At 53.4% G+C, this 25,134-nt stretch carries 21 protein-coding genes; all 21 read left to right on the forward strand.

Annotated elements, in window-relative coordinates:
* Nucleotides 1-58 precede the first annotated feature (58 nt).
* The 21 genes from NSQ24_RS00795 to NSQ24_RS00895 all read left to right on the forward strand — a co-directional run bounded on the left by NSQ24_RS00795 (nucleotide 59) and on the right by NSQ24_RS00895 (nucleotide 25,120).
* Nucleotides 59-289: an anti-sigma-F factor Fin gene (locus NSQ24_RS00795; protein WP_003390232.1), complete on the forward strand. Its 231-nt coding sequence runs from the start codon at nucleotides 59-61 to the stop codon at nucleotides 287-289.
* A 200-nt stretch (nucleotides 290-489) separates the two neighbouring features.
* Nucleotides 490-4,038, forward strand: a complete 3,549-nt coding sequence (gene mfd, locus NSQ24_RS00800; protein ID WP_024983374.1) for a transcription-repair coupling factor — start codon at nucleotides 490-492, stop codon at nucleotides 4,036-4,038.
* A 34-nt stretch (nucleotides 4,039-4,072) separates the two neighbouring features.
* Nucleotides 4,073-5,146 (forward strand): peptidylprolyl isomerase, encoded by a 1,074-nt coding sequence (locus NSQ24_RS00805; RefSeq protein ID WP_003390234.1) that lies wholly within the window; start codon nucleotides 4,073-4,075, stop codon nucleotides 5,144-5,146.
* A gap of 228 nt (nucleotides 5,147-5,374) precedes the next feature.
* On the forward strand, nucleotides 5,375-5,917 hold the full coding sequence (gene spoVT, locus NSQ24_RS00810) for a stage V sporulation protein T (protein WP_003390235.1): 543 nt from the start codon (nucleotides 5,375-5,377) through the stop codon (nucleotides 5,915-5,917).
* 188 nt (nucleotides 5,918-6,105) lie between these two features.
* Nucleotides 6,106-7,740, forward strand: a complete 1,635-nt coding sequence (locus tag NSQ24_RS00815; RefSeq protein ID WP_039070466.1) for a polysaccharide biosynthesis protein — start codon at nucleotides 6,106-6,108, stop codon at nucleotides 7,738-7,740.
* Nucleotides 7,741-7,771: 31 nt separating this feature from the next.
* Nucleotides 7,772-9,253 carry a nucleoside triphosphate pyrophosphohydrolase gene (mazG, locus tag NSQ24_RS00820; protein ID WP_339168003.1) on the forward strand — a complete coding sequence of 494 codons (1,482 nt, stop codon included), beginning with the start codon at nucleotides 7,772-7,774 and terminating at the stop codon, nucleotides 9,251-9,253.
* Between the two features lie 2 nt (nucleotides 9,254-9,255).
* Nucleotides 9,256-9,549, forward strand: coding sequence for an RNA-binding S4 domain-containing protein (locus NSQ24_RS00825; RefSeq protein ID WP_003390239.1), 294 nt, complete (start codon nucleotides 9,256-9,258; stop codon nucleotides 9,547-9,549).
* 147 nt (nucleotides 9,550-9,696) lie between these two features.
* On the forward strand, nucleotides 9,697-10,371 hold the full coding sequence (locus NSQ24_RS00830) for a tetratricopeptide repeat protein (protein WP_003390240.1): 675 nt from the start codon (nucleotides 9,697-9,699) through the stop codon (nucleotides 10,369-10,371).
* A 264-nt stretch (nucleotides 10,372-10,635) separates the two neighbouring features.
* The gene (locus tag NSQ24_RS00835) at nucleotides 10,636-12,699 is read left to right on the forward strand and encodes a copper amine oxidase N-terminal domain-containing protein (RefSeq protein ID WP_024983370.1); all 2,064 of its coding nucleotides are present in this window, start codon (nucleotides 10,636-10,638) and stop codon (nucleotides 12,697-12,699) included.
* A gap of 222 nt (nucleotides 12,700-12,921) precedes the next feature.
* Complete coding sequence (gene yabP, locus NSQ24_RS00840; protein WP_003390242.1) at nucleotides 12,922-13,206, forward strand: sporulation protein YabP; 285 nt, start codon at nucleotides 12,922-12,924, stop codon at nucleotides 13,204-13,206.
* On the forward strand, nucleotides 13,203-13,772 hold the full coding sequence (yabQ, locus tag NSQ24_RS00845) for a spore cortex biosynthesis protein YabQ (protein ID WP_243014714.1): 570 nt from the start codon (nucleotides 13,203-13,205) through the stop codon (nucleotides 13,770-13,772). The genes yabP and yabQ overlap by 4 nt, the downstream gene beginning before the upstream one ends.
* Before the next feature lie 20 nt (nucleotides 13,773-13,792).
* The gene (locus NSQ24_RS00850) at nucleotides 13,793-14,104 is read left to right on the forward strand and encodes a septum formation initiator family protein (RefSeq protein ID WP_024983369.1); all 312 of its coding nucleotides are present in this window, start codon (nucleotides 13,793-13,795) and stop codon (nucleotides 14,102-14,104) included.
* Between the two features lie 42 nt (nucleotides 14,105-14,146).
* Nucleotides 14,147-14,512, forward strand: coding sequence for a S1 RNA-binding domain-containing protein (locus NSQ24_RS00855; protein WP_003390245.1), 366 nt, complete (start codon nucleotides 14,147-14,149; stop codon nucleotides 14,510-14,512).
* 360 nt (nucleotides 14,513-14,872) lie between these two features.
* Nucleotides 14,873-17,350, forward strand: a complete 2,478-nt coding sequence (gene spoIIE / locus NSQ24_RS00860) for a stage II sporulation protein E (RefSeq protein ID WP_122958776.1) — start codon at nucleotides 14,873-14,875, stop codon at nucleotides 17,348-17,350.
* 205 nt (nucleotides 17,351-17,555) lie between these two features.
* A complete protein-coding gene (locus tag NSQ24_RS00865) occupies nucleotides 17,556-18,311 on the forward strand; it encodes a DeoR/GlpR family DNA-binding transcription regulator (RefSeq protein WP_024983368.1) in 756 nt (251 codons plus the stop codon).
* Nucleotides 18,308-19,222, forward strand: coding sequence for a 1-phosphofructokinase (pfkB, locus tag NSQ24_RS00870; protein WP_003390248.1), 915 nt, complete (start codon nucleotides 18,308-18,310; stop codon nucleotides 19,220-19,222). Before NSQ24_RS00865 ends, pfkB begins: the two co-directional genes overlap by 4 nt.
* Before the next feature lie 15 nt (nucleotides 19,223-19,237).
* The gene (locus NSQ24_RS00875; protein ID WP_339166982.1) at nucleotides 19,238-21,265 is read left to right on the forward strand and encodes a fructose-specific PTS transporter subunit EIIC; all 2,028 of its coding nucleotides are present in this window, start codon (nucleotides 19,238-19,240) and stop codon (nucleotides 21,263-21,265) included.
* Nucleotides 21,266-21,286: 21 nt separating this feature from the next.
* On the forward strand, nucleotides 21,287-21,547 hold the full coding sequence (locus NSQ24_RS00880) for an HPr family phosphocarrier protein (RefSeq protein ID WP_003390251.1): 261 nt from the start codon (nucleotides 21,287-21,289) through the stop codon (nucleotides 21,545-21,547).
* Between the two features lie 15 nt (nucleotides 21,548-21,562).
* Complete coding sequence (gene ptsP / locus NSQ24_RS00885; protein ID WP_339166984.1) at nucleotides 21,563-23,287, forward strand: phosphoenolpyruvate--protein phosphotransferase; 1,725 nt, start codon at nucleotides 21,563-21,565, stop codon at nucleotides 23,285-23,287.
* A gap of 149 nt (nucleotides 23,288-23,436) precedes the next feature.
* Nucleotides 23,437-24,198, forward strand: coding sequence for a VWA domain-containing protein (locus tag NSQ24_RS00890; RefSeq protein WP_024983364.1), 762 nt, complete (start codon nucleotides 23,437-23,439; stop codon nucleotides 24,196-24,198).
* Nucleotides 24,188-25,120, forward strand: coding sequence for a serine/threonine protein kinase (locus tag NSQ24_RS00895; protein WP_003390254.1), 933 nt, complete (start codon nucleotides 24,188-24,190; stop codon nucleotides 25,118-25,120). The genes NSQ24_RS00890 and NSQ24_RS00895 overlap by 11 nt, the downstream gene beginning before the upstream one ends.
* Nucleotides 25,121-25,134: the final 14 nt, after the last annotated feature.

Here is a 25,134-nt window from a genome sequence, read left to right on the forward strand (position 1 = left end):
ATGTTTTTCCACTCCCCCGGTCATACTAAGCCTAGGAATGACTGGGGGGTATGCGTGAATGAGCATTCGTTACGAGTGCCGCTGCTGTGGAGCGAGGATTGCGGAATTTGACGAAACCAGAGTGACGGAAGAACAACTGGGGTTGAACTCCTTGACCGCAGAAGAGCGTGCTCTTATAATATCCAAAGAACTAGGGGGAGACACGGTTGTGAGCATCACGTGCGGGTATTGCCGCGACGCGCTGCAATTAAACCCGGAGCTCTCACTTGTTGGCAACCCGCTTCAATAAAGGGGAAACGCTTTCGAAGGCTTGCAAATACAAGGCCTTGGCTTGATGAGCTAAGGCTTCTTTTCGCATGGTCGACTGGTGGCGGCATGGTCAGCATCTGATCTGCCTCGCCGACCGCCCGCAAAAGGAAAATCCAATGCACTGCCGATTTTGGCGAAACCAGATTTTCGACACAGAAAAACCTGAGAGGGGACTAGTGAATGCAAGTCATCATTAACCCGATGAAACAGGACGCCAATGTCGGGACAATCGTCGCTGGTCTGGAAAGAGGGCTGCACGAGCAGCTCGTTTCCGGACTGGCTGGCTCTGCGCGACAAGCGCTAATGGTCGCCTTGAAGCAAATGAGCGACCGTCCCGTCTGCGTCATTACCCATAACATGTTTCAGGCGCAAAAGGTGTACGAGGATTTGATCGAGCTCGTTCCTCCAGATGACGTCTTGCTCTACCCTGGAAACGAGTTGATCGGATCGGAGCTGGCGATCGCGAGTCCCGATATCCTGGCACAGCGCATTCATGTATGCAACCGTTTGGCCAAAGGCTTTACGGGTTTTTTGGTTGCGCCGTTTGCCGGTTTGCGCCGTCTTGCTGTTCCGCCTCATGTCTGGAAGGAAGCGCAAATCGAACTGAACGTAGGAGAAGAATTGGACATTGACGCCTTTTTGCTCCGATGCATCGAGCTCGGATATGAGCGAGTGGACATGGTGGAGAGAAAAGGCGAGTTAAGCGTGCGCGGCGGAATTATCGACCTGTACCCGATCGATTCGGAATGGCCGGTGAGAATCGAGCTGTTTGATGTGGACATCGATTCGATCCGTACCTTTGATATGGCTACACAGCGCTCGCTGGAATCGATCCAATCCTATACCATCGGCCCGGCGAAAGAAATGATCGCCTCCACAGCACTGCTGCAGGAATCGGCTGTCCGCCTGGAGCAGAAGCTGGGAGAGACTGTCGCCAAGCTGAAGGATGGGGCTGCAAAAGAAAAAGTGGTGGAATACATCGGCGGAGACGTTGAGCGCCTGAAGCAGGGACAGCGCTTTGCCCATCTGTACTCGTACATCTCCGTTATTTATCCGGCGAACGATACGCTGCTTTCCTACATGCCGTCCGACACGCTGTTGATCGTGGACGAACCGTCGCGTGTGCTGGATACAGCTGCACAACTGCAAAAGGAAGAAGGAGAGTGGCTGACTGGCCGAATTGCCGAAGGGGAGTTCATGGCGAATTTGACCTTGTCCCGTTCGTATGACGAGACCGTCGCCTCCAAGAAGCGCCAAATTGTGTATCTGTCGCTGTTTCTGCGTCAATCCCCCAAGACCCAGCCGCAAAACATCGTCAACCTGACCTGCCGCACCATGCAAAATTTCCATGGGCAAATGAATGTTCTGAAAACAGAGCTGACCCGTTGGAAAAAGTCGCAGGACCAGATCGTGTTCGTGGCTGCCGATCTGGAGCGGGCAAAGCGACTGGAGCGTGTGCTGCACGATTACGAGATGGAAGCCGATCTGCTGACGGATGAGGTGGAAGCCGTTCCGCCGGGCAGGCCGACCATTATTTTGGGGAATCTGCAAACGGGCTTTGAGCTTCCGTTAAACAAGCTGGTCGTCATCACGGAGGGCGAGGTCTTTACTGCCAAGCAGCGGAAAGCGCGCAAGGTGCAAAAGGCGATCACCAACGCGGAGCGGATCAAAAACTACCTGGAGCTGAAACCGGGAGACTACGTCGTTCATGTCAATCACGGGATCGGAAAGTATTTAGGGATAGAAACGAAAGAAATACTCGGAATTCATAAAGATTACCTTCATATTCAATACGCGGGCGGCGACAGTCTGTTTGTTCCGATCGAGCAGATTGACCATGTTCAAAAATACGTCGCCAGCGAGGAAAGCCAGCCGAAGATTTACAGCCTGGGCGGCAGCGAATGGAAGCGCGTCAAAACAAAGGTACAGTCATCCGTAAAAGACATCGCCGAGGATTTGATCAAGTTGTATGCCGCGCGCGAAGCAGCGGTCGGCCATGCCTTTTCCCGCGATACTGCGGAACAGCGCGAGTTTGAAGCAATGTTTCCGTACCAGGAGACGCCTGACCAGCTTCGGGCCATTGCCGAGGTCAAGTCCGACATGGAGAAAAGGCGTCCGATGGATCGTCTGGTCTGTGGAGACGTTGGCTACGGAAAGACAGAGGTGGCCATTCGTGCAGCCTTCAAGGCAGTCATGGACGGCAAGCAGGTCGCCGTGCTGGTTCCTACAACGATCCTCGCTCAGCAGCATTACGAAACCTTCCGCGAACGCTTTGCCGACTACCCGATACGGGTGGAGGTATTGAGCCGGTTCCGTTCCCGCAAGGAACAAAACGCGACGATGAAAGGGCTGAAGGAAGGTACGGTCGATGTCGTCATCGGGACGCATCGCCTCTTGTCCAAGGACATTCAGTTCCGCGAGCTGGGCATGCTGATCGTCGACGAGGAACAGCGTTTTGGGGTCAGCCACAAAGAAAAGCTGAAGCAGATGAAGACCAATGTCGATGTTCTGACATTGACGGCCACACCGATCCCGCGGACTTTGCACATGTCGATGCTCGGTGTGCGCGACTTGTCTGTCATCGAAACACCTCCGGAAAATCGCTTTCCGGTACAGACCTATGTCATGGAGTACAGCCCGGCGCTTGTTCGGGAAGCGATCGAGCGGGAAATGGCCCGGGGCGGACAAGTATTTTTCCTCTACAATCAGGTCCAGGGGATCGAGCAGATGGCCGAGCAAATTTCCATGCTGGTTCCCGATGCGCGTATCGCGGTAGCTCACGGACAGATGAACGAAAGCGAGCTGGAAACGGTCATCCTCGACTTTTTGGAAGGCAACTACGATGTGCTGGTAAGTACGACGATTATTGAAACAGGGGTGGACATCCCCAATGTGAACACGCTGATTATTCACAATGCGGACAAGATGGGTCTGTCCCAGTTGTACCAGCTTCGCGGACGTGTCGGACGTTCCAACCGGATCGCCTACGCGTACTTCACCTACCAGCGGGATAAGGTGCTGACAGAGGTGGCGGAAAAGCGTCTGCAGGCCATCAAGGAATTTACCGAATTGGGCTCCGGTTTCAAAATTGCCATGCGCGACCTGTCCATTCGCGGTGCGGGGAATCTGCTCGGGGCCGAGCAGCATGGCTTTATCAACTCTGTCGGGTTTGACCTGTACAGTCAGATGCTGAAAGACGCAATCGATGAGCTGAAAGGGGAAGTGAAGCAGGAAGCGGCTTCTCCGGTGGAGATCAACCTGCAAATCGATGCCTATCTCCCGTCCATGTACATTACCGACAGCCGGCAAAAAATCGAGATGTACAAAAAATTTGTCGCCGTATCGTCACTGGAGGATGTGGATGATTTGGCGGAAGAACTGTTGGACCGTTTTGGACCGTTAACCAAGCCGGTTGAGAACCTGCTGACCATCTCCCGGCTGCGGGTATATGCCCTGGAGCATCGGATTACCGAGATCAGCCAGAAAAATCCGGACGAGATCAAACTGGTCTTTCACCCGAGCCAGAACAACAATATTGATGGCGGTGCGTTGTTCGCTCTTGCCAGCAATTGGAGCAGACGGGTAGGCTTGTCGGGTGGACAACAGATCACCATAACTGTTAAAGTAAAGGGGTTACGAGAAGACGAGGGCATACAGCTCGTCGAAAAGCTGCTCCGACAATTTCATTTGGTGCGTAAAGACACCAATACGGAAAGACCCGTTTCCTGATGGTGACGGGCTTCCTTGAGAAGGGAGAACCAAAATGAAACGATCTGTTGCTTTATTGTCATCAGCGGTACTGGCTGTATCTCTGTTGACCGGGTGTGGCTCAGCAGCGGAAAAGGATTCCGCAGCGAAGCCGGCTGATCAAACACAGCAACCTGCGAACAACGGTGAACAGGCATCCCAGTCTGATGATGTGCTCGACCAGTTTAAAAAACTGACGCTGCCATATTCGGTTGATCCCAAAACCGCTATTGTGGAGTATCAGGGTGGAGAGTTGACTGCGCAAGAATTCGAGACGTTCCTGCGTGTGATCAATTTCTTGAACCCGATGCAAGGGGCTATGATCGAAAGCGCCGATCAGGAGTCGCTGAAAATCTTTGCCCGTGAGTATACGGCTACGAAGATTCTCGCTTCCCGGGCAGATGCGGCGATGGAAAAAGAGTCTCAAGAGCTTGCGGAAAAGACCTTTGAAAATCTCAAAGGACAGTACTTGGGATTGCTCGGCAAAGACGAGTCCAAGTTTGCCAAGCTGATGGAAAAAGAAGCAATCGACAAGGACACAGTCGTCAAGCAAATGGCATTGATTAACAATTCCATGGCCGTGCTGAGAAAAGGCATTGATGACGCCAAGCTGAAGAAGGAATACGAAGGCTTGGACAAAGAATCCATTACCGTTGCCTCCGTCCGTCACATTCTGGTTTCCTTTGAAAAGCACAACAACAACCAGGAGGAAGCCTTGAAAGTGGCCAACGACCTCTTGGCCCGCCTGAAAAAGGGTGAGGACTTTGCGAAGCTGGCGAAGGAAAACACGGACGACCCAGGCAGCCAGGAAACCGGCGGTCTGTACGAAAACGCCGATGTAAGCCAGTGGGTGCCGGAGTTCAAAGAAGCGGCACTGAAGCTGCCGCTCAACCAGATCAGTGACCCGGTCAAGACTTCTTACGGCTACCACATCATGAAAGTGGAAAGCCGCAAGGAAAGAACATTCGAGGAAATGAAGCCTGAGCTGCAGAATAAAATGCTGGAGCAGGAGTACGACAAATTTAACAAAGAAGAGCTGGACAAGCTGATTACGAAGTACAATATTCCACAGCCAAAACCAGCGTCTTAATCGGCAAAACAGGGGACCCCAGGGTTCCCTGTTTTTTCGTTTTCTCGCATATATTTGAAGTCCGGGTGAATACTATAGTCACTCGCTACCGCCCGGGGGAGAGTACAGAAACAAGCTGGAAAATGTTGCAGCCGATGGTCCGTAGTTAAAATGAGAATCTGAGGAAAAAATACAGCTAACCACCAACTTAGTCACAACCCACTTCTCAGGAAAGCGAGGCAACATGACATGAAAGCAACTGGTATTGTTCGTCGAATTGACGACCTCGGTCGGGTCGTGATACCAAAGGAAATTCGCCGTACACTGCGCATTCGTGAAGGTGATCCGCTTGAGATTTTCGTGGATCGCGACGGGGAAGTCATCCTGAAAAAGTACTCCCCGATCGGCGAGCTGGGTGATTTCGCCAAGGAATATGCGGACTCTCTGTATGAGAGCTTGAACCATACCGTGCTGATTTCCGACCGCGACAGCGTCATTGCTGTATCGGGTGCATCCAAGAAGGAGTACATGGAGAAAGCAATTGGCAGCATTGTGGAGAAATGCCTGGAGGAAAGAAAAACGCGCCTGGAGAAAAACGCGGGTACTTACGAAATCTGTCGCGATTACAGCGAGAACTACGGTTCCTTCGTGGTTTCCCCGATCGTAGCTGGCGGCGACCCGATCGGGTCGGTCATTCTCCTCACCAAAAGCGAGACGACGAAAATGGGCGATCTGGAAACAAAAATGGCAGAAACCGCAGCAGGTTTCCTGGCCAAGCAAATGGAGCAATAGCCTGACCCAAACAGCCTCGATGCGGGGCTGTTTTTTCTATGCGTGTGCGGGTGTTTTCAGCACCGAGAATGAGGGTTCATACAGGCCTGATCCCGCAAAGGGCCCGGGTGCATGGCGATTTTTTTGTGGAGAGATGGTTGTGGTATAATGTACGCAGTTTGTGTTTGGAGAGGGGAACGTTCACACACATGGCTCAAGAAAAGGCATCCGTACAATTTGTGAAAGGCGCCGCGATTTTGGGAGCGGCTGGTCTCGTCTCCAAGCTGCTGGGTGCGGTGTACCGGATTCCGTACCAAAACATTGCCGGGGACATCGGCTTGTATGTGTATATGCAGGTGTACCCGTTATATACGACCTTGTTGATTTTAGCTACTGCGGGCTTTCCGATTGCCATTTCCAAAATAGTCTCCGAGCGCATCGCTGTCGGTGATGCGGCGGGAGCGCGCAAGGCGTTTCGCGTAGCCAGTATCACACTGGTGATTCTCGGTCTGTTTTTCTTTGCGTTGCTATACGGGGGAGCGGGTCTGATCGCGCGGTTCATGGGTGATGAGCATTTGACACAACCGCTGCGGGCCGTAGCCTGGTCGCTTCCGCTCGTACCGATGGTAGCTATTTTGCGCGGTTATTTTCAAGGACATCAAAACATGATGCCAACCGGCGTGTCCCAAGTGATGGAGCAGCTGGTCCGGGTCATCTTTATCCTGATCGCGGCATTCTGGGCGATGAATGCATACCAGGACGCGTATCTGGCCGGAACAGGCGCTGTATTTGCGGCGTTTCCCGGAGCGGTTACAGCCGTTCTCGTTCTGCTGTGGTACTGGAAAAAGGACAAGCAGACGGGACCGTTATCCGTGGCCGGTGAGGATCAGGCCAGCCGATCAGGCTGGTCCAACCGTCAGGTGATTCGGAGCTTGCTCTATTACGCTTTGCCGATTTGCCTGGGGGCATTGGTGCTTCCGCTGGTTCCCCTGGTCGATTCGCTGACCGTCGTCAATATGCTGCAGTGGAGCGGCATGCATGAAGATGGGGCCAAGCTTTTAAAAGGGGCATTCGACCGCAGCCAGCCGCTGATTCAATTCGGAACGTTTTTTGCCACCTCGCTGTCGCTCGCGCTTGTCCCGGCGATCAGTGAAGCTGTCGCCCAGCGGCAGCAGCGGGTCATTGCGGGAAGGTCGGAAGTCGCCATCCGCCTGACTTTTTTGCTCGGTCTGCCGGCGTCCTTCGGTCTGGCACTGCTGGCCGAACCGATCAACGTCATGCTGTACGGTGACGATAAAGGCACCCAGGCCCTGGCGATTCAATCCTTTACGATCCTGTTTGCTACCTTGAGCATTGCCAGCGCGGGCATCCTGCAAGGGCTCGGGCGAGTCATGAGACCGGCCCGCAACCTGTTTATCGGCGTGATGGTCAAGCTGGTCCTCAACCTGGCTCTGGTGCCGCTTTGGGGCATCTCCGGAGCCGCTGCCGCGACCGTGCTGGCGTATTTCGTTGCGATGGGACTGAATGTGCTGGCTGTGCGGAAATATACCGGAGCCCGGATCGGACTTAAGCGGATCGCGTGGAGACCGTTTTTATCGGTCTTGGCGATGGCCGTTGTCGTGCTAGTCGTGGAGTGGGGAATGCTGTTCCTGCTGGAGGGCGTTGTCGGATCCAATCGGATACTCCATACAATTGTCGGCCTGGTTGCCGTAGCGGCGGGCGGTGCAGTCTATCTCGTCGCTTTGCTCAAAACAGGCGGTCTGACGCAGGCCGACATCCGCTTCTTGCCAAAGGGTGAGCGCATCGCCTCTTTGCTCGTTCGTCTCAAGCTTTTGCGCAAATAGTTCACTTGAAAGAAGGAGGCTACGCGCCTTGATGAATCCAAAAGGTACGATTACCGTTGTTGGCCTCGGCGCAGGCGATCTCGACCAGCTGCCGTACGGCCTGTATCGCACGCTTAAAGAAGCCGGCCACTTGTATGTACGGACCAGTGAGCACCCTGTTTTAGCGGAGCTGGCGGGAGAGGTTGCGTACACCGCATTTGACGATATATACGAGCGGCACGGCAGCTTTGACCGGGTATATGCAGAGATTGCCGAAACACTGCTGGCCAAAGCGGTCGAGGAAAAAGAGGTCGTGTATGCGGTTCCCGGGCATCCGCTGGTCGCGGAGCGTACGGTTCAACTGCTGCTGCAAGAGGGGCCTGGCCGCGGCGTTCAAATCGAGGTTGGGGGCGGACAGAGCTTTCTGGACCCGCTGTTCGCCCGGCTGCGCATCGATCCGATCGAGGGATTCGCCCTGCTGGATGGTACGGCTCTGCAAGCCGGTCAGGTGCACCCCGGCCTACATACGATCATTGCACAGGTGTACGATAAGCTGGTTGCCTCCGAGGTCAAGCTTACGCTGATGGAGGTGCTGCCGGACGAGTATCCGGTGACGGTAGCGACGGCTGTAGGCGTCAAAGACATGGAGCGGATCGATACGGTGCCGCTGTACGAGCTCGACCGGCTCGATCACTTCGGCAATTTGACGCTGGTCTACGTACCGCAGGCCAAGGATGAAGCCGTATTGTACCGGCAATTCTCTTTCCTCAAGGACATTGTCGCCACGCTGCGCAGTCCAGAGGGCTGCCCCTGGGATCGGGAGCAGACCCACCAAAGTATCCGCAAGAATTTGATCGAGGAGACTTACGAGGTCTTGGAAACGATTGACGATGAAGACCCGGACGCCATGTGCGAGGAGCTGGGCGACCTTTTGATGCAAATCATGCTCCATTCGCAGATGGCTGCCGAAGAGGGGTATTTCACGGTAGATGACGTCGTGGCCGGCCTAAACCAGAAGCTGATTCGCCGCCATCCGCATGTCTTTGGCGACAAGAGCGCCGATGATGCCGGAGAGGCGTTGGCCAACTGGCAGGAAATCAAGGCACAGGAAAAAGCGGCAAAAGGGATCGATCCGGACCGACAGTCCAAGCTGGCCGGCATCCCCCGTGATTTGCCTGCTCTGATGTACGCCTACAAGCTGCAGAAGAAAGCAGCTCAGGTCGGCTTTGATTGGGACGATGTCGCCGATGTGTACAAAAAGATCGAAGAGGAATATCAGGAGCTGCGGACAGCGCCGGAAGAAGAGCGCGCCGGTGAACTGGGCGATCTGTTGTTTGCGGTCGTCAATCTGGCCCGTTTCCTCGGGCTTGATCCGGAAGAAGCGCTGGCCCTGACCAACCGGAAATTTACCAGCCGTTTTGCCTACATCGAGAAAAAGCTGCAAGAAGCGGGACGCAGCTTCGACAACACCAGCCTCGAAGAGATGGACAAGTGGTGGGAGGAAGCAAAACGCATGGGACGAGGGGAGAAATAGAAATGAGACTGGACAAATATCTCAAGGTATCGAGATTGATCAAACGGCGGACACTGGCTAAAGACGTGTGCGACCAGGGGCGTGTGGAGATCAATGACCGCCCGGCCAAGGCATCCAGCTCGGTAAAAATCGGCGACAAGCTGGCTATCCGCTTCGGACAGAAGATCGTGGTGGTAAAGGTGGAAGACATCAAGGAAAATCCGCGGAAGGAAGAGGCGGCTACGCTCTACTCCGTAATCGGCGAGGTACCGGTGCCGCGTGACGAAAAAGAAGAAAACGAATATTTGAAGGGATAGCGGGCCAAAGCCCGGCTCTCTTGAATCGGAAAAGAGGACACCTGGCTGAAGGTCGTCCTCTTTTTTGCCATGATTTGACAACCTATTTGCAAACTTCGTATAGTTTAGTAGGTAGAAAGAGTATCTGAGACGCAAAGGAATGAGACCGTGGGAAAAGTGATGCTGTTTTCTTTGCTGTGGTGGATAACGGGAAACCCGTTCGTGGCGATTCTGATCATCCTGATCGTTCTCTATGTACTGGATATGCGCTTTGTCCGGCTTTTTCCGGATGTCACCAAGCCGTTTCGGCGGAATCGGCGCCTGGCAGCTCTCAAGCGGACGCTCCAGCTGAACCCGCATGACTCATCTGCCAAGATGGAGGCAGCTCGCCTTTTGATGGAAAAAGGGGAGTACAAAGAGGCGCTGGACTATCTGGATCAAATATCACAAGTGATGCAGGAGTCGGCGGAGTACATCAGCGAGCGGGGTGCGTGCTTGTTGAAAACAGGACGGATCGCGGAAGGTGAAGAGACTCTGCTGCAAGCTCTAAAGCTGAATCCGCGGGTAAAATACGGCGAGCCGTATTTGCGTTTGGGGGAGGCTTTTGCCAAGGAGAACCGGCCGGAAAAAGCGCTCTCCTATCTGGAAGAGCTGGCTGGCATGCACAAGTCATCGGCTGAGGTGTATTACAAGCTCGGCAAGCTCTACGAAGACCTGAAGCAAAAGGAAAAGGCAAAGCAGGCATACAGGGAAGCCGTAGACGTATACCGGGGGTTGCCCAAGTACAAGAGACGGACAGAAAGGCGCTGGGCATTGCTCTCATGGTTAAAGGGCATGGGCTAGCAGAAACGAGAGCTGATCCCACAAATGCCAGGATCACGAAAAGACTGCGAAAGTGTGCAGTCTTTTTTCTTTACTTTGGTGCTGAGGCCATGTTGCTGCCTGGCAATGGGCATATCGGGCATACTGCTTTTTTACCGCACCATGCCGCACCTTGCGGGAAGCGAACAGGAGACGCCGGTTAACAAATCGTTACCTGTTTGTAACGATTTTTCCCTAGCCTTTTCCTATGATGGAGAGAGTTGCATGGAAAAGGAGGCGTTTGTGATGCACAAAAGCGCAAAAAAAGGTCTGGCTGCGCTGATGGCAGCCACGGTATTGACAGCACCGTTAGCCATGAGCCCGATGGCGGCTTATGCACTGTCCGTGGACGATGTATCCGCCGACAATACAGATACGGATGAAGAAACCGAATATACAATTGAATTTGAAATCGAGAAGGATTTGAAAAGAGGAGACACGATTACCGTTTCATTTCCTTCGGGGTACTCGCTGAAAAAAGTGAGGGAATCCGACGTCACCCTAAAGGATGACGACAAGAGCAAGGTCGACATCGATAAGGTCGACGTAGGTTCCAGAGAAATAAAAATAACGGTCGATGAAAAAATAAAAGCGGACACCGGGCTTATTCTCTACATCGACAGGGTCGTCAACCCGTCGAAAAAAGGCGATTATGCGATCAAGGTCAAAACAAACCGGGAAAGCTACGACGACGAAGACATCACGATCGGCAAAAGCTCTTCCTCCAAGGGCAGCTCCAAGGATTTTGACGTAAGCCAGGGCAACTACGAGGAAGGCGCAACCACTTCGATCACGCTGGGTAAATTCAGCCTGTCCAAGTCGGACAAATTGAAAAAGGGCAAATACATCTACGTCGATTTTCCCGACAAGGACATGCTGCCCAAAAAGATCGACAACTCCGATGTGAAGGTAAACGGATCGAAGGCGGATGACGTACGGATTACTGACAGCGACTCGATCAGAATCGAGATTCCGAAAGGGGCAGACGGTGACGACTATATCAAGCTGGAGTTTTCCTCTTCGGCTGAAATCAGAAACCCGTCCTCCGCAGGCAGCAAGTACACGTACAAGGTTTCTTACAACGACAGGGATTATGAGTCCAAAACCTTTGAAGTAAAGGGCGGCAAGAAGAAAGCGTTTGATGTTAAGCTTTCGGACAAGGGAGTAGGAGCGCGCACCGGCTACAGCTTTGACGTCAGCCTGAACGAAAAGGTGTATGCCAATACGCTCGTTACGGTCGACTTCCCTCGAGCAGAGATGGTCCCGCCGGTCTTGTCCAACCTGAACGTGAAAGTAAACGGCTCAGAGGTCATGTCGCTCGGCGTCAACGGCAGCCGGGTATCGTTCCGTACGCCAAGCGGTTTTGGCAGCAGCAGCAAGCTGAATATCGAGTTTGGCTACGATGCTTTCCTGCGCAACCCGAATACGCCGGGCTCTTATGAGATTGTCGTGACTGTTGACGGAAGAAAATACTACTCGGAAAGCTTTGAAATCTCCGGGGCTCCGATCACCAATCCGACAAATCCTACAAATCCGACGAATCCGGTAACGCCGGTGCCAGTCGACAACAGCACAGCTACGCTGACCTTGAGCAAAACGACTCCGCAAGCGGTCACTGGCATGCAGGTGGCGATCCGATCGCTCGGCGTTCCGCTGGTCAGGAACAGGGATTTTGTCGAGATCGTCTTGCCGGTCGGTTTCCGTGTGCCGGCGTACATCGCTCCACAGACGGTAACGGTTAACGGCGTAGCGGCAGCGTTTGTCGGCGTTCGCGGGCAAAACCTGATCATCGTTCCGTCGCAGGACATCCCTGCGAGATCTGGCGTGAACATCAATCTGCTGGAGACGGCCGGAATAGCCACGCCGGCTGCAGGAGGAGTCTACAGCATTGGCGTGTATTCTTCCGAAGAGCCGGGTCTGCTGTTTGCCCGCCCGGTAAATGTCGTACCGCCGAATTCCGTGACCTTCCAGGCGAGCGTCGGTTCATTCATGAAAAACGGCAAGAAAATTGCCCTGCCGGCAGCGCCATTTGCAGTAAATGGCCACACCTTGATGCCGGCGCCGTTCTTCCGTGACGGTCTGGGTGTCTCGACCACGTATACCAATGCCACCGCCAAGATCGTGGGCAATGGCAAAACGATTCAATTCAAGGTAGGCTCCAACGTTGCGACGGTCAATGGAAAAGCCGTTACCTTGCCGGTAGCGGTGCAAGCGAGAAACAACGTGCCAGTCGTTCCGCTCCGTTTTGTGCTGGATCAGTTGCAGTACAAGATTTCCTACAACAACGGCAGCTACGCAGTATTTAAATAAAACCTCCAACATGACAGGGCCGCATCGATGCAACCGGCTCTTCATGCAGCAATACAATCATCTGGAAGGGGAGTATCCTTCGGCAGAGGCCCGGAGGATACCCCTCTTTTTTTCTTGTCCCGGGAAAGAAGCTCGACAATCGTGAAGGCTTGTTGTTCTAAAAGGACATCCCCCTCCATATTTATGGTACAAGAACGAGGTACCGTGAGGAGGGCGAAAACGATGAACGACCACGTGAAGCGGCCACGTCACGAAGTCGTAATGATCAATCGCCGAAGTTTGGCGATTTCCGGTGTGAAGAACGTCGAGAGCTTTGATAGTGAAGAGTTTCTTTTGGAAACGGAAGGCGGCTTTTTAACCATACGTGGACAGAACCTGCATATGAAGAACCTGAGCCTGGAGACCGGTGAAGTGGCGATTGAGGGCTTGGTACACGAAATGGCTTATCTGGAGCAAGGGCAGGCTACAGACCGGTCGAGAGGATTCTTCGGGAAGTTATTCAAGTGAGTATCGCGGTTCAGCTGCAAACGGTTCTGGCCATGTCGGTTTGTGGGGCTTTAATGGGGATGGGGTATGATACGTATCACGTATTCACAGGAAAGGGCAGGCTTCCGGCTTGGGTGACCTTCTTTCTCGACATTTTGTTCTGGGTAGGCAGCATGGGTGTCGTCTTTTGGGTCCTCGTCCGGGTAAATGACGGGATTGTCAGATTGCCCATCTTCATCGGCATGCTTCTCGGAGCATGGATGTATTTTGTCATAGGCAGTAAGAAGTATGTGCAATTTCTTCACGCCGTGATAAAATTCATACGGTGGTTATATCGAACCATAGTAGCAATAATCAATACGTTAATCGTCCGCCCTGTATTGCTTTTGTATAAATTGGTTTTCATGCTGGTCACTTTTCTGCTGACAATTGTGACGACCATTTTCGGCTATGGATGGAAGATCATTCGCACGCTTACGTCTCCTTTTGCCAGATGGGGTCAGCAATTGGGGAAAAATATATTCGGGAAATGGGCAGGGTTTCGGAGTCATTGGAAGAAATGGTTATTCGGGAAGAAGCAGAAGTAACAGCAATCGAGGTGGCAAACATGCGAACCGTATCCCCCCCTCAAGTGAATAATCGAAAGGGACAAAAGCGGAGAATCCGCCTTGTTCTCTTCTTCGTCCTCTGCCTGTTTGTTTGGGCCGGCTATACGCTTTATGTGCAAAGCGAGGATCTGGCCGGAAAGAAAGCCGAACTCGAAGCTCTCAAGCAGGAAATGAACGCCGTTCAGGCCGAGCAAGCGGAACTGACGTACAAGGCAAGCCGCCTATACGACCAGGATTACATCGCAGAGCTGGCACGAAAGCAATTCTTTTATACAAAGCCGGGCGAAAGTATATACGTGATTCCGGAGTAGACGTTCAGGGATATCTTCACCAAAGGGAGGCCTTTCACGTCCATGGGAGTCGAAGTAGGGAGCAAACTGGAAGGGAAAGTGACAGGCATCACAAAATTCGGTGCTTTCGTAGAATTGCCCGGTGGAGAAACGGGGCTTGTTCACATCAGTGAAATCGCGTCCACTTACGTAAAAGACATTAACGATCATCTCAAGCTTGGAGACAAGGTCACCGTCAAGGTGCTGAATATCCGTGACGGAAAAATCGGTCTTTCGATAAAAAAAGCGCAGGATAAAGAAAGGTCTCCCCGACATATGCGTGATCGGGCAGAAGGATTTGAAGACAAGCTCAACAGGTTTATCAAGGAAAGTGAAGACCGTCAGACAGCTCTCAGGAAGAAAAGGGACAAGAGAGGGCGGGGCCGTTGACCTGCAATAATGTCTGAGTATTGCGAGTTTTCTTATTTACAAAAATGCGCAAAATGACGAGAGAATGAGGAAGGGCATTTCAAAACGATGACGAATCTATAATGACAAGCCCGTTTCGCTAAGCGCGAATCACCTGTCAGCCGACGTAGACCGCCAAAACGTCGGTTCTTTTTTTTATCCAAAGCAATTCATCCCATGGCTTCGGCAAAAAGCTTGTCGAAGCCAAGTTTAATGGGGCCAATTGCGTCAATGATTTTGTCGCACGATTTTAGGAATACGCCTTGGTTTTTTGACAAATTTTACAGCACTGCCTCCGTATAATGGGAACCATTGAATACGTTAACGGGGTGGTGTAGCAAGATGATGATAAATAAAAACGTAACCAGTACAGGCAACATGTGGTCGAGGCGGGTTTCGGAGCAATGGAATGCCGCAACGGGAACATGGGGAGAACGCATTGCAGAAACAGCCGAGAAATGGAAGCTGCTGCCCTTCCTGATGGGTTTTTTACTGGGACGAGCTTTGATCCTGGAGGAATTGACTCCCTTTATCGTTCCGTATTTTATGGTCATGTACTACCTACGCAAGGATAGCATCCTCGCATGTGGGGTTGCTCTCGTTTTCGGGGCCTTTACCCATACCGTTCCGATGGGCTTGCAGGCCGTCATGAGCGTGGCGCTGGCACTGGCTGTTTGCAAATGGAGCGAGCGGCTGCGGCGCAAAGACTTCTCCAGGACTCCTCTGTTTGTCCTGATCACGGTTTTTGCCAGCCACCTGTTGTTTGACGCCATCACCAACCAGGTAACGACCTACAAGCTGGTTATGGTGGCGGTAGAGTCGGTGCTGAGCTTTGTCCTCACCTTGATTTTTATCCAATCCTTGTCCATCATCCATTTGGCAAAACCGTATGAGCCCCTGAAAAGCGAAGAGGTCGTCTCACTGGTGATCCTGCTCGCCTCATTGATGACGGGCACGGTAAACTGGACAGTTGAAGGCCTCTCCATGGAGCACGTCCTGTCGCGGTATTTGCTTCTCTTGTTTGCTTTTGCCGGGGGAGGAACGATCGGGGCCGCGGTCGGGGTGGTAACAGGCCTGATCCTCAGCCTGGCAAATGTAGGCGCGTTAATGCAAATCAATCTGCTCGCCTTTTCCGGTCTGCTCGCGGGCCTGTTGAAAGAAGGCGGCAAGGTTGGCGTATCTGCGGGATTATTGATCGGTACAGCCATCCTGGCCATTTACGGCGGAGCGGAAGAAACCCTCTATTTGTCACTGGTTGAGACCGGCCTTGCAATCATCTTGTTCTTGCTGACTCCGGCCAGCGTATGGAAAAACGTCTCGCGCTTTATTCCGGGGACAACAGAAAATCTGCAATCCCATCAAGAGTACATGCGGCGTGTCCGCGATGTGACGGCTGGCAAGATCCAGCAGTTCTCCGAGCTGTTTACCCAGTTGTCCCGCAGCTTTGCCCAGACGGCCGCCGATACGGAAGAACGCGATGAAGAAGCCGATGCATTTTTGAGCCGGGTGACCGAGTTTACTTGCCAAAAATGCTGGAAGCGCGAGCAGTGCTGGGAAAAGGATCCGGAGGCGATCTATCAAGGCATGCGCTGGATGATCGACAAGCTGCAGGAGACCGGCTCGCTCGCCCATGTCATCCCTCCGCGCGATTGGGAGAGAAAGTGCGTCAAAACGGAAAAAGTGATGACCGTCATGGAGCAGGAGTACGATCGTCAGCTGGCGTTTGAGCTTTTGAAAAAGCAAGTGAAGGAAAGCCGCAAGCTGGTGGCGGATCAACTGTCCGGAGTATCGCGGGTCATGAGCGATTTTGCCCGTGAGATTCAGCGCGAAGGGATGGAGCTGAGCCTGCAGGAAAAACAGGTGTCCCAGGCGCTGGAGGGATTGGGATTGTCTGTGCGGCGGGTGGAGATCCACAATTTGGAGGAAGGGAAGGTTGACATTGAGATCAGCCAGCCTACCTGCTATGGAAGGGACGAGTGCGCCAAGATCGTCGCGCCGATGCTGACGGAAATTTTAGGCGAGAACATCGTGGTGAAAGAGCGGCACTGTGAGGCGCAGAAGGACGGTAGCTGCACGATGTGCCTCGCTTCGGCAAAAACGTTCGAGGTCGACATCGGCATCGCGGGAGCCGCAAAAGACGGGAAGCTTCTATCCGGAGACAGCTTTCGGACGATGGACTTGGGGAATGGCAAGATGGCGCTTGCGATCAGCGACGGAATGGGCAATGGCGAGCGGGCGTTTCTGGAGAGTCAGTCCGCTCTGGACATGCTGCAACAACTGCTTCGTTCGGGCATCGATGAAAAGCTGTCGATCAAGACTGTCAACTCCGTTTTGGCGCTTCGCTCCACGGATGAAATGTTTGCAACGGTAGACCTGGCTTTGATTGACCTGCAAACGGCTCATACCCGATTCATAAAGATTGGATCGACACCGAGCTTCGTCAAGCGCGGATCAGATGTCATCACGATAACGGCCAACAACCTGCCGGTCGGCATTCTGGAGGATATCGAGGTCGATGTCGTCTCCCGCACCTTGAAGCCGGGCGACCTTTTGATCATGATGTCAGACGGAATCTATGAGGCACCACGGCATATCGAAAATCGCCAGGCCTGGATGAAGCGGATCCTTTCCGAATTTCAGACGAATGATCCCCAGGAAGTAGCCGATCTGCTGCTGGAGCGCGTGATCCGGCAGCACTCCGGCCAGATCGTCGACGATATGACTGTGCTGGTGGCGAGAATTGACAGATTTGTCCCGCAATGGTCGTCGATCCAGGTACACGGGATGCCCAAGCTGGAGCGGCCGAGAATTGTGAGTTAAGGAGTTCTAGGGAATAGATAAGGTAGCTGCTGATTCGAGCAAGCTGCCTTTTTTGTGGTTTGTTTTGAAAGAACATGACAGATTTCGTTGTGTTTTCTGATTGGTAATGATTAATTGTGATTGTTTATGATCGTTTTTTGGATTATAATCGAGATGTAACAGCATCATGCTTTTTCTTTTCTGCTACGGAGGAAAGGAGGTTGTCATGCTAACCCCGGAACGTCATGAAATGATTTTGAAGGCACTCAAGGAAAAGGGTGTTGTCCGCATTCTTGAGCTGGTGGAGATGACCGGCGCATCGGAGTCTACGGTGAGGCGGGATCTCAGCGACCTGGAGGAACAGCGCCTGTTGAAGCGCGTCCATGGAGGCGCGGCTTTGCTGCAAAGCAAGATCGAAGAACCCTCCATTCAAGAAAAAGCGGTAAAGCACGAGAAAGAAAAGGTGGCCATCGCCAAATATGCCGCAAGCCTGATCGAGGAAGGCGATTCTATTTTTATTGATGCGGGAACAACGACTTACCAGATGCTCGCTTTTATTCCTCATGAAAATATTATCGTGGTGACAAACGGAATCGACATCGCGCTGCAGCTGAGCCAGCGGAAGATCAAGACCATTTTGCTCGGCGGTGAAATGAAAGCGGCTACATTGTCGCTGGTGGGCCGAGATGCCGTCAATACGATCAGCCAATACCGTTTCGACAAATGCTTTCTAGGCATGAACGGGATCGATAAAAAGCACGGACTGACCACTCCCGACCCGGATGAAGCGTATGTCAAGCAGTTGGCGCTTCACTACGCGGACGAGTGCTTTGTTCTGTGCGATTCAAACAAGTTTTCCCGCGTGACTTTTGCCAAAGTCGGGGACATGGATCGCGTCACCGTCATTACTGATGACGGTTTGCCCGATGAGGAACAGCGGGAATACGCAAAACTGACACAACTAAAAGTGGTGAAAGCATGATTTATACAGTGACCTTGAATCCTTCGATCGACTATCACGTCTGGATTGACTCTTGGGAAGAGGGACAGATTCACAAGGCACAAAAGGACAGGAAGGTTGCGGGAGGCAAGGGCATCAACGTGTCCAAGGTGCTTCGCAATCTGGAAATGGACAGTACGGCCCTGGGGTTTGTAGGAGGCTTCGCAGGAGCGTTTATCGCTGATCAACTGGAGCGGGACGGTATCCGGCACGAGTTGATCAAAATCGAACAGGAATCTCGGCTAAACATCAAAATCAAGGCCCATGTCGAGACCGATATTAGCGGAGTTCCGCCGGAAATTCCTGCAGAAGCGCTGGCCAAGCTGCACGGCCGGCTTGACCAACTGACGGATGAAGACTGCCTGGTTCTGGCCGGCAGCGTGCCACGCGGGGTTCCGAATGACATCTATCAAGCCATCATGAAGCGTCTGGTACCAAAGGGTGTCCGCATTTTTCTGGACGCGAGCGGAAAAGCGCTGGCAGACGGCTTGGCGGAGCGGCCATTTTTGATCAAGCCAAATCATCACGAGCTGGGCGAATTGTTCGGGGTGAACATTTTGTCGCCGGCTGACGCCATTTTTTACGGAAAAAAGGCGCTTGAGGCGGGAGCCCGGAACGTCATCGTCTCGATGGCGGAACAGGGCGCTGTCTTTGTCAACAGCAAGGCGGCTTTTGCGGCCCGTATCCCGAAGCAGGACCCGGTTAATTCCATCGGTGCCGGAGATTCTGTGGTAGCCGGCTTTTTGTACGCATACGAAAAGGGCATGGAGCTGGAAGACGCATTCCGCTTCGCCGTGGCGGCGGGGAGCGCCACAGCCTTGTCGGAAGGATTTTGCACACACGAGAAAATCAAAGCGTTTTCTCCGAAGATAACCATCAGCAGAGTGGAATGATAAGGGGGGTCACATATGTCTGATCAGATTCGCATTGGGGATTTGCTCAAAGAAGATACCATTATCCTATCGCTTGCGGCTTCAACAAAAGAAGAAGTCCTGGACGAGTTGATCGCCAAGCTGGATGAGGCGGGGCGATTGAACAGCAGGGACGGGATGAAAGAAGCTATTCTCGCCCGAGAAGCGCTCAGCTCGACAGGTATCGGCGAAGGCATTGCCATACCGCATGCAAAGACAGCGGCTGTGAAGACGCCCAGCATCGCGTTTGGCTTTTCCAAACAGGGAATCGACTTTCAGTCATTTGATGGAACCAAAGCCCATCTGTTTTTCATGATTGCGGCAACGGAGAATGCCAACCAGGCCCACCTGGAAACGCTGGCTCTGCTCTCCCAGATGCTGATGGATGAAGACCTCCGCAAGCGGCTGATGGCGGCCGGTTCAAAGGAAGAGGTGCTGGAGATCATCGCCGTCAAGGAGCGGGAGATCAACAGCGCGCAGGGGTCAGACGGAACAACAGCGGACGAATCAACGGGCAGCCAGACAACAGGGCAAGCCGGAGCAGAAAACGCTGCGGTGCACAGCGCCGAAGCGGGGGCTTCGCCAGATGCTATCCCCGCTGGCGAAACCGGGGATTCGCTCCCGGCACGGCCAAAGGTGGTCGCAGTGACAGCGTGTCCGACCGGAATCGCGCATACGTATATGGCTGCCGATGCCCTGAAGAAAAAGGCCGGAGAATTGGGGATACCCATCAAAGTCGAGACGAATGGCTCGGGTGGAGTTAAAAACAAGCTCACACCGGAGGATATTCGGGACGCCGCTGCCGTTATCGTCGCGGCCGACAAGCAAGTCGAGATGGAACGGTTCAAAGGCAAAGTGGTGATTGAAGTGCCGGTAGCCGAAGGGATCCGGCAACCGGAAGCCCTGTTGAATCGGGCAGTCAAACAAGAAGGAAGGACCTTCGAGGGCAACAGCGGTCAGAATGGCGAATCCGCCGAATCCACCGAATCCACTGAAGAAAAGGGAGCAAAGCAATTCGCATTTTACAAGCACCTGATGAATGGCGTGTCCAACATGCTGCCATTTGTCGTGGGTGGCGGGATCATTATCGCGCTGAGCTTCATGTTTGGAATCAAGGCGTCTGACCCGAACGATCCTACCTTCCATCCATTCGCCAAGGCTTTGATGGACATCGGCAGCGGGACGGCGTTTGCACTGATGATTCCCGTCCTGGCCGGATTTATCGCCAAGAGCATCGCCGACCGTCCGGGCTTTGCGCCGGGTATGGTAGGCGGGATGCTGGCGGCTGCCAGCGGCGCCGGATTTTTGGGCGGACTGATCGCCGGTTTTCTTGCCGGGTATATCGTGCTCGGATTGAAAAAGCTGTTTGCAGGACTTCCTCAGTCCTTGGAAGGGCTAAAGCCGATGCTGATTTATCCGCTGCTCGGGATACTGCTGACGGGTCTGGTCATGGTCTACGTCATCTCCGAGCCTTTGGCGGCAATCAATACGGGTCTTAGCGACTGGCTGAAGAACATGAACCAGGGAAATGCGGTTATCCTCGGGGTTATCCTCGGAGCGATGATGGCCTTCGATATGGGCGGGCCGTTTAACAAAGCGGCGTTTACGTTCGGGATCGCCATGATTGCCGAAGGAAACTTCGGTCCGCATGCGGCGATCATGGCAGCAGGGATGACACCGCCACTTGGATTGGCGTTGGCAACCACGCTGTTTAAGAAGAAATTTACTGCCGAAGAACGACAAGCAGGGAAAACCGCATACGTTTTGGGGGCATCCTTCATTACCGAAGGAGCGATCCCGTTTGCCGCGGCTGATCCGACGCGCGTCATTCCGTCGACGATGGCCGGTTCGGCTGTGGCTGGCGGTCTGTCGATGTTCTTCGGGTGCACGCTGCCGGCACCGCATGGGGGCATATTCGTTCTCCCCGTTATCGGCAATGCCGGAATGTACGTAGTGTCGATTGTGGTCGGTACGATTGTAACGGCACTGATGATCAATCTTTTGAAAAAAGAAGCAGTCAAATAACTGGACAAGGAGTGAATCACGATGTTGACTCAAACTTTTACTATTAAAAATCCGACCGGGCTGCATGCCCGTCCTGCGTCCCTGTTCGTCCAAAAGGCGACAGCCTACGCCTGCGAGATCAATGTGATCAAAGGGACGAAAAAGGTAAACGGAAAAAGCATTATGGGTCTGATGACGCTTGGTGCGGCAAAAGGCGACGAGATTACGCTCGAAATCAATGGCGAAGGGGAGCAGCAAGCCATGGAGGAATTGGGAGGCCTGCTCGAAGCGGTCCATGAATAAGTAAGGGGCGATCACATGGTTATCCAGGGCATTGCGGCAGCTCCGGGAATCGTCATCGGACGTGCGGTGGTCAAAGGCAGCGAAGAAATCCGCTATGAACGCCGGACCATCGGTGAAGAACAGAGAGCTGCAGAAGTGGAACGGTTTCAACGGAGCATACAGGAGGCTCATCAAGAATTAGAGCTGATCAAGGAAAAGACGCGCAAGGACATCGGGGAGAAAGAAGCGGCCATTTTTGAAGCCCACCAGATGTTTTTGCAGGACCCCGACTTCATCAGTGCAATTGAGGCGAAAATTGCGAGCGAGGGGCTGAATGCGGAAGCCGCTGTGGAAGACGTTCGCGACAGCTTTGTCGTGTTATTCGAAAGCATGGATAACGAGTACATGCGGGAGCGGGCAGCCGATCTTCGCGATGTAAGCCAGCGTGTACTGAGAAAGCTGCTAGGCATCTCTGAACAGTTGGATACAAGCCTGGACGGCCCGATCGTTCTCGTCGTGCATGATCTGACCCCATCCGATACGGCACAGCTTGACCGCGACAAGGTGAAAGGCTTTTTGACCAATATCGGAGGCCGTACGTCTCACTCGGCAATTATGGCTCGCACGATGGAAATCCCGGCCGTAGTCGGGCTGTCTGCGATCACGGAGCAGGTTCAGACCGGGGATACGGTGATCGTCGACGGGCTGGAGGGAAAAGTGTTTATCCAGCCGGATGAGACAGTCATCCGTACGTATGAGGAAAAGCAAAAGGCCTACGCTGAGCAAAAAGAGATGTGGGCCCGTCTGGTCAAGGAAGCGACGATAACGAAAGACGGCAAGCGGGTAGAACTGGCTGCCAATATCGGCAATCCGCAGGACGCCGTGCAAGCGCTTCAAAACGGAGCCGAGGCGATCGGGTTGTTCCGCACCGAGTTTTTGTACATGGGAAAAGCACAGTTTCCGACAGAAGAGGAGCAGTTTGAGGCTTACAAAGCTGCTGCGCAGACGATGGGAGAAAAGCCTGTGGTGATCAGGACGCTGGATATTGGCGGGGACAAGGAGCTTTCCTATTTGGAGATGCCAAAGGAGCTGAATCCGTTTCTCGGCTATCGGGCCATCCGCCTTTGTCTGGACCGTCCCGAGCTGTTCAAGACACAGCTGCGTGCCTTGCTCAGAGCGAGTGCGTACGGGGGCATTAAAATCATGTACCCCATGATCGCGACGCTGCGAGAACTGCGCAGGGCAAACCAGTTGCTGGACGAAGTGAAAACGGATTTGCGCAATAACCACATTCCGTTTAACGAGAATCTCGAAGTGGGAATCATGATTGAGGTTCCGGCGGCTGCCATGATCGCCGACCAGTTGGCCAAGGAGGTCGACTTCTTCAGTATCGGCACGAACGATCTGATCCAGTATACGATGGCCGCCGACCGGATGAACGAGCAGGTCTCCTACTTGTACGATCCTTTTCATCCCGCTGTCCTGAGACTGATCCGCCAGGTGATCAAAGCGGCTCATCAAGAAGGGAAATGGGTAGGCATGTGCGGTGAAATGGCCGGAGAAGAGCTTGCGGTACCGATCCTGCTGGGCCTGGGTCTGGACGAGTTCAGCATGAGCGCGACCTCCATTCTGCGCACCCGCCATCTTCTGAAGCAATTGGACGCATCTGAGATGGTAGCCGTCGCCGAGCAAGCGCTGGCACTGGAGAGCGGAGAGGATATCCGGGCGTATATCCAGGAGCATGTGATCAGCAAGCTGTGACGATGAAGTGAACGATAGATAAAATGATGGATAAAAGAAGGGTTGCAGCGGGCTTCTGACAAGCCTGCGGCAATCCTTCTGGTATGTTTCCCCTTTGCACTGTCGATACTGGTTACCAATACAGGCAAGACAGAATGGGGAGATGACTAGTGAAAGAAGCAACCTTACGACAAATTTTGGTGGTGACGGACGGCTGCTCCAACTCCGGCATTAGTCCGGTTGCGGCTGCGACCCTGGCGAGGGAGCAGGGGATCACGGTAAACGTCATCGGCGTGGTTGAAAAAGGCGATATGGGCGAGCAGGGAGAGAAGGAAATTCGCGAAATAGCAGAAGCGGGCGGCGGTCTGTTTGACATCGTGTACCCCCAGCAGTTGGCCCAAACCGTACAGATGTTGACACGCAAGGCTATGACGCGGACGATCCACCAGGTAGTAAGCAAGGAATTGAAAGAGATTTTGGGCGATTCCGCCATGGAGGGATTGGTTCCCGAGAAAAGAGTCCAGGTCGCCGGGATGGTGGACGAGCTGGGCGAACGCAGTCGTCTCGATGTAGTGATGCTGGTCGATTCCTCCGGAAGCATGAAGCCGAAGCTGGCTGCTGTCCAGCAAGCCATCCACGACTTCAGCATCAGCCTTCGTTCGAGAAGCGGACAAAGCCGGATGGCTGTTTGTTCATTTCCTGGGAAACAAAATCACCTCGATGTCCGCATCCCGTGGACTGAGGAGGTGGATCAGGCTCATCAGTTGACTTCCGGACTGACGATGAGCGGGATTACACCGACTGGACCGGCGATTATCGAAGCGATTGCACTGTTTGAGCATGTCAAGCTCCCAACCGGCTTGCGCGATCGCTACGGGCATAATGAGCTCGAAGACGGTGACCAAGGCAGTTTGAGAGACCATGTCTTTTAATCGCGCCATTCCCAAGCTGCCTCCCCAATTTCGCGGCAAATGGAATCAGAAAACGTACCATGTCCTGCGGGAGCTGGGGCGTGGTGCCAACGGGGCGGTCTATCTGGTGTCCCAGGACGGGGTTCGGCGAGCCGTGAAAATCGGAGCGGAAGGCATGGATATTCTCATGGAAGTTCATGCGCTAAAAAGCGTTCAGCAGGGGCGGGATGCGCGGGTAACCGTCGCTCCGCTCCTCTGCGACGTGGATGACCTCTATATTGACGGGCGGTCATGCACCTTTTACGCGATGGAATACCTCGATGGCGAGCAGCTGGATCAGTTCGTCCAGCGCACGGGAACGGATTGGGTGCCGGTTTTGATCATCCAGCTTTTGGCCAGACTGGCCGTCCTCCATCAAAGAGGATGGGTTTTCGGCGACTTGAAGCCGGAAAACGTGATTGTAACCCGTGCAGACAGTCAAGTGAGGCTGATCGATTTTGGAGGGGTTACGAAACATGGCTGTGCGGTCAGGCAATTTACGGAGGAGTATGACCGGGCTGCCTGGCATGCGGGTGACAGACGCGCAGAGCCGGCCTATGATCTCTTCTCGCTGGCCGTGATGACCGTCCGTCTGGCAAGCAGCCCGGAAGTTTGGAAGAGTTCTCGAACGGAGCCGCGTCAAACCAGTCTGCTCTGTGATATAATACGGAACAACGACAGCCTTTACCCATTTCGGGTTCCGCTCATCAAGGCTTTCCACGGACAGTACGCGGGAGCGGAAGAAATGAAAAGCGATATGCTGGCGATCGTGCAAGGCCGTACGACTGCAGTTCAGCAAAAAAAGGCGTCAGGGTCCGGTTCATCAGGCATCTGGATAGGCGGGTTGTTTGTCGCATCCATGCTGCTATTGGCCGGAACATTGTATTATGCATGGATGATGTAAGGGGTGTGACAATA

It is taken from the genome of Brevibacillus sp. FSL L8-0520 (assembly GCF_037963895.1).
In the GTDB taxonomy this organism is placed as follows: domain Bacteria; phylum Bacillota; class Bacilli; order Brevibacillales; family Brevibacillaceae; genus Brevibacillus; species Brevibacillus borstelensis.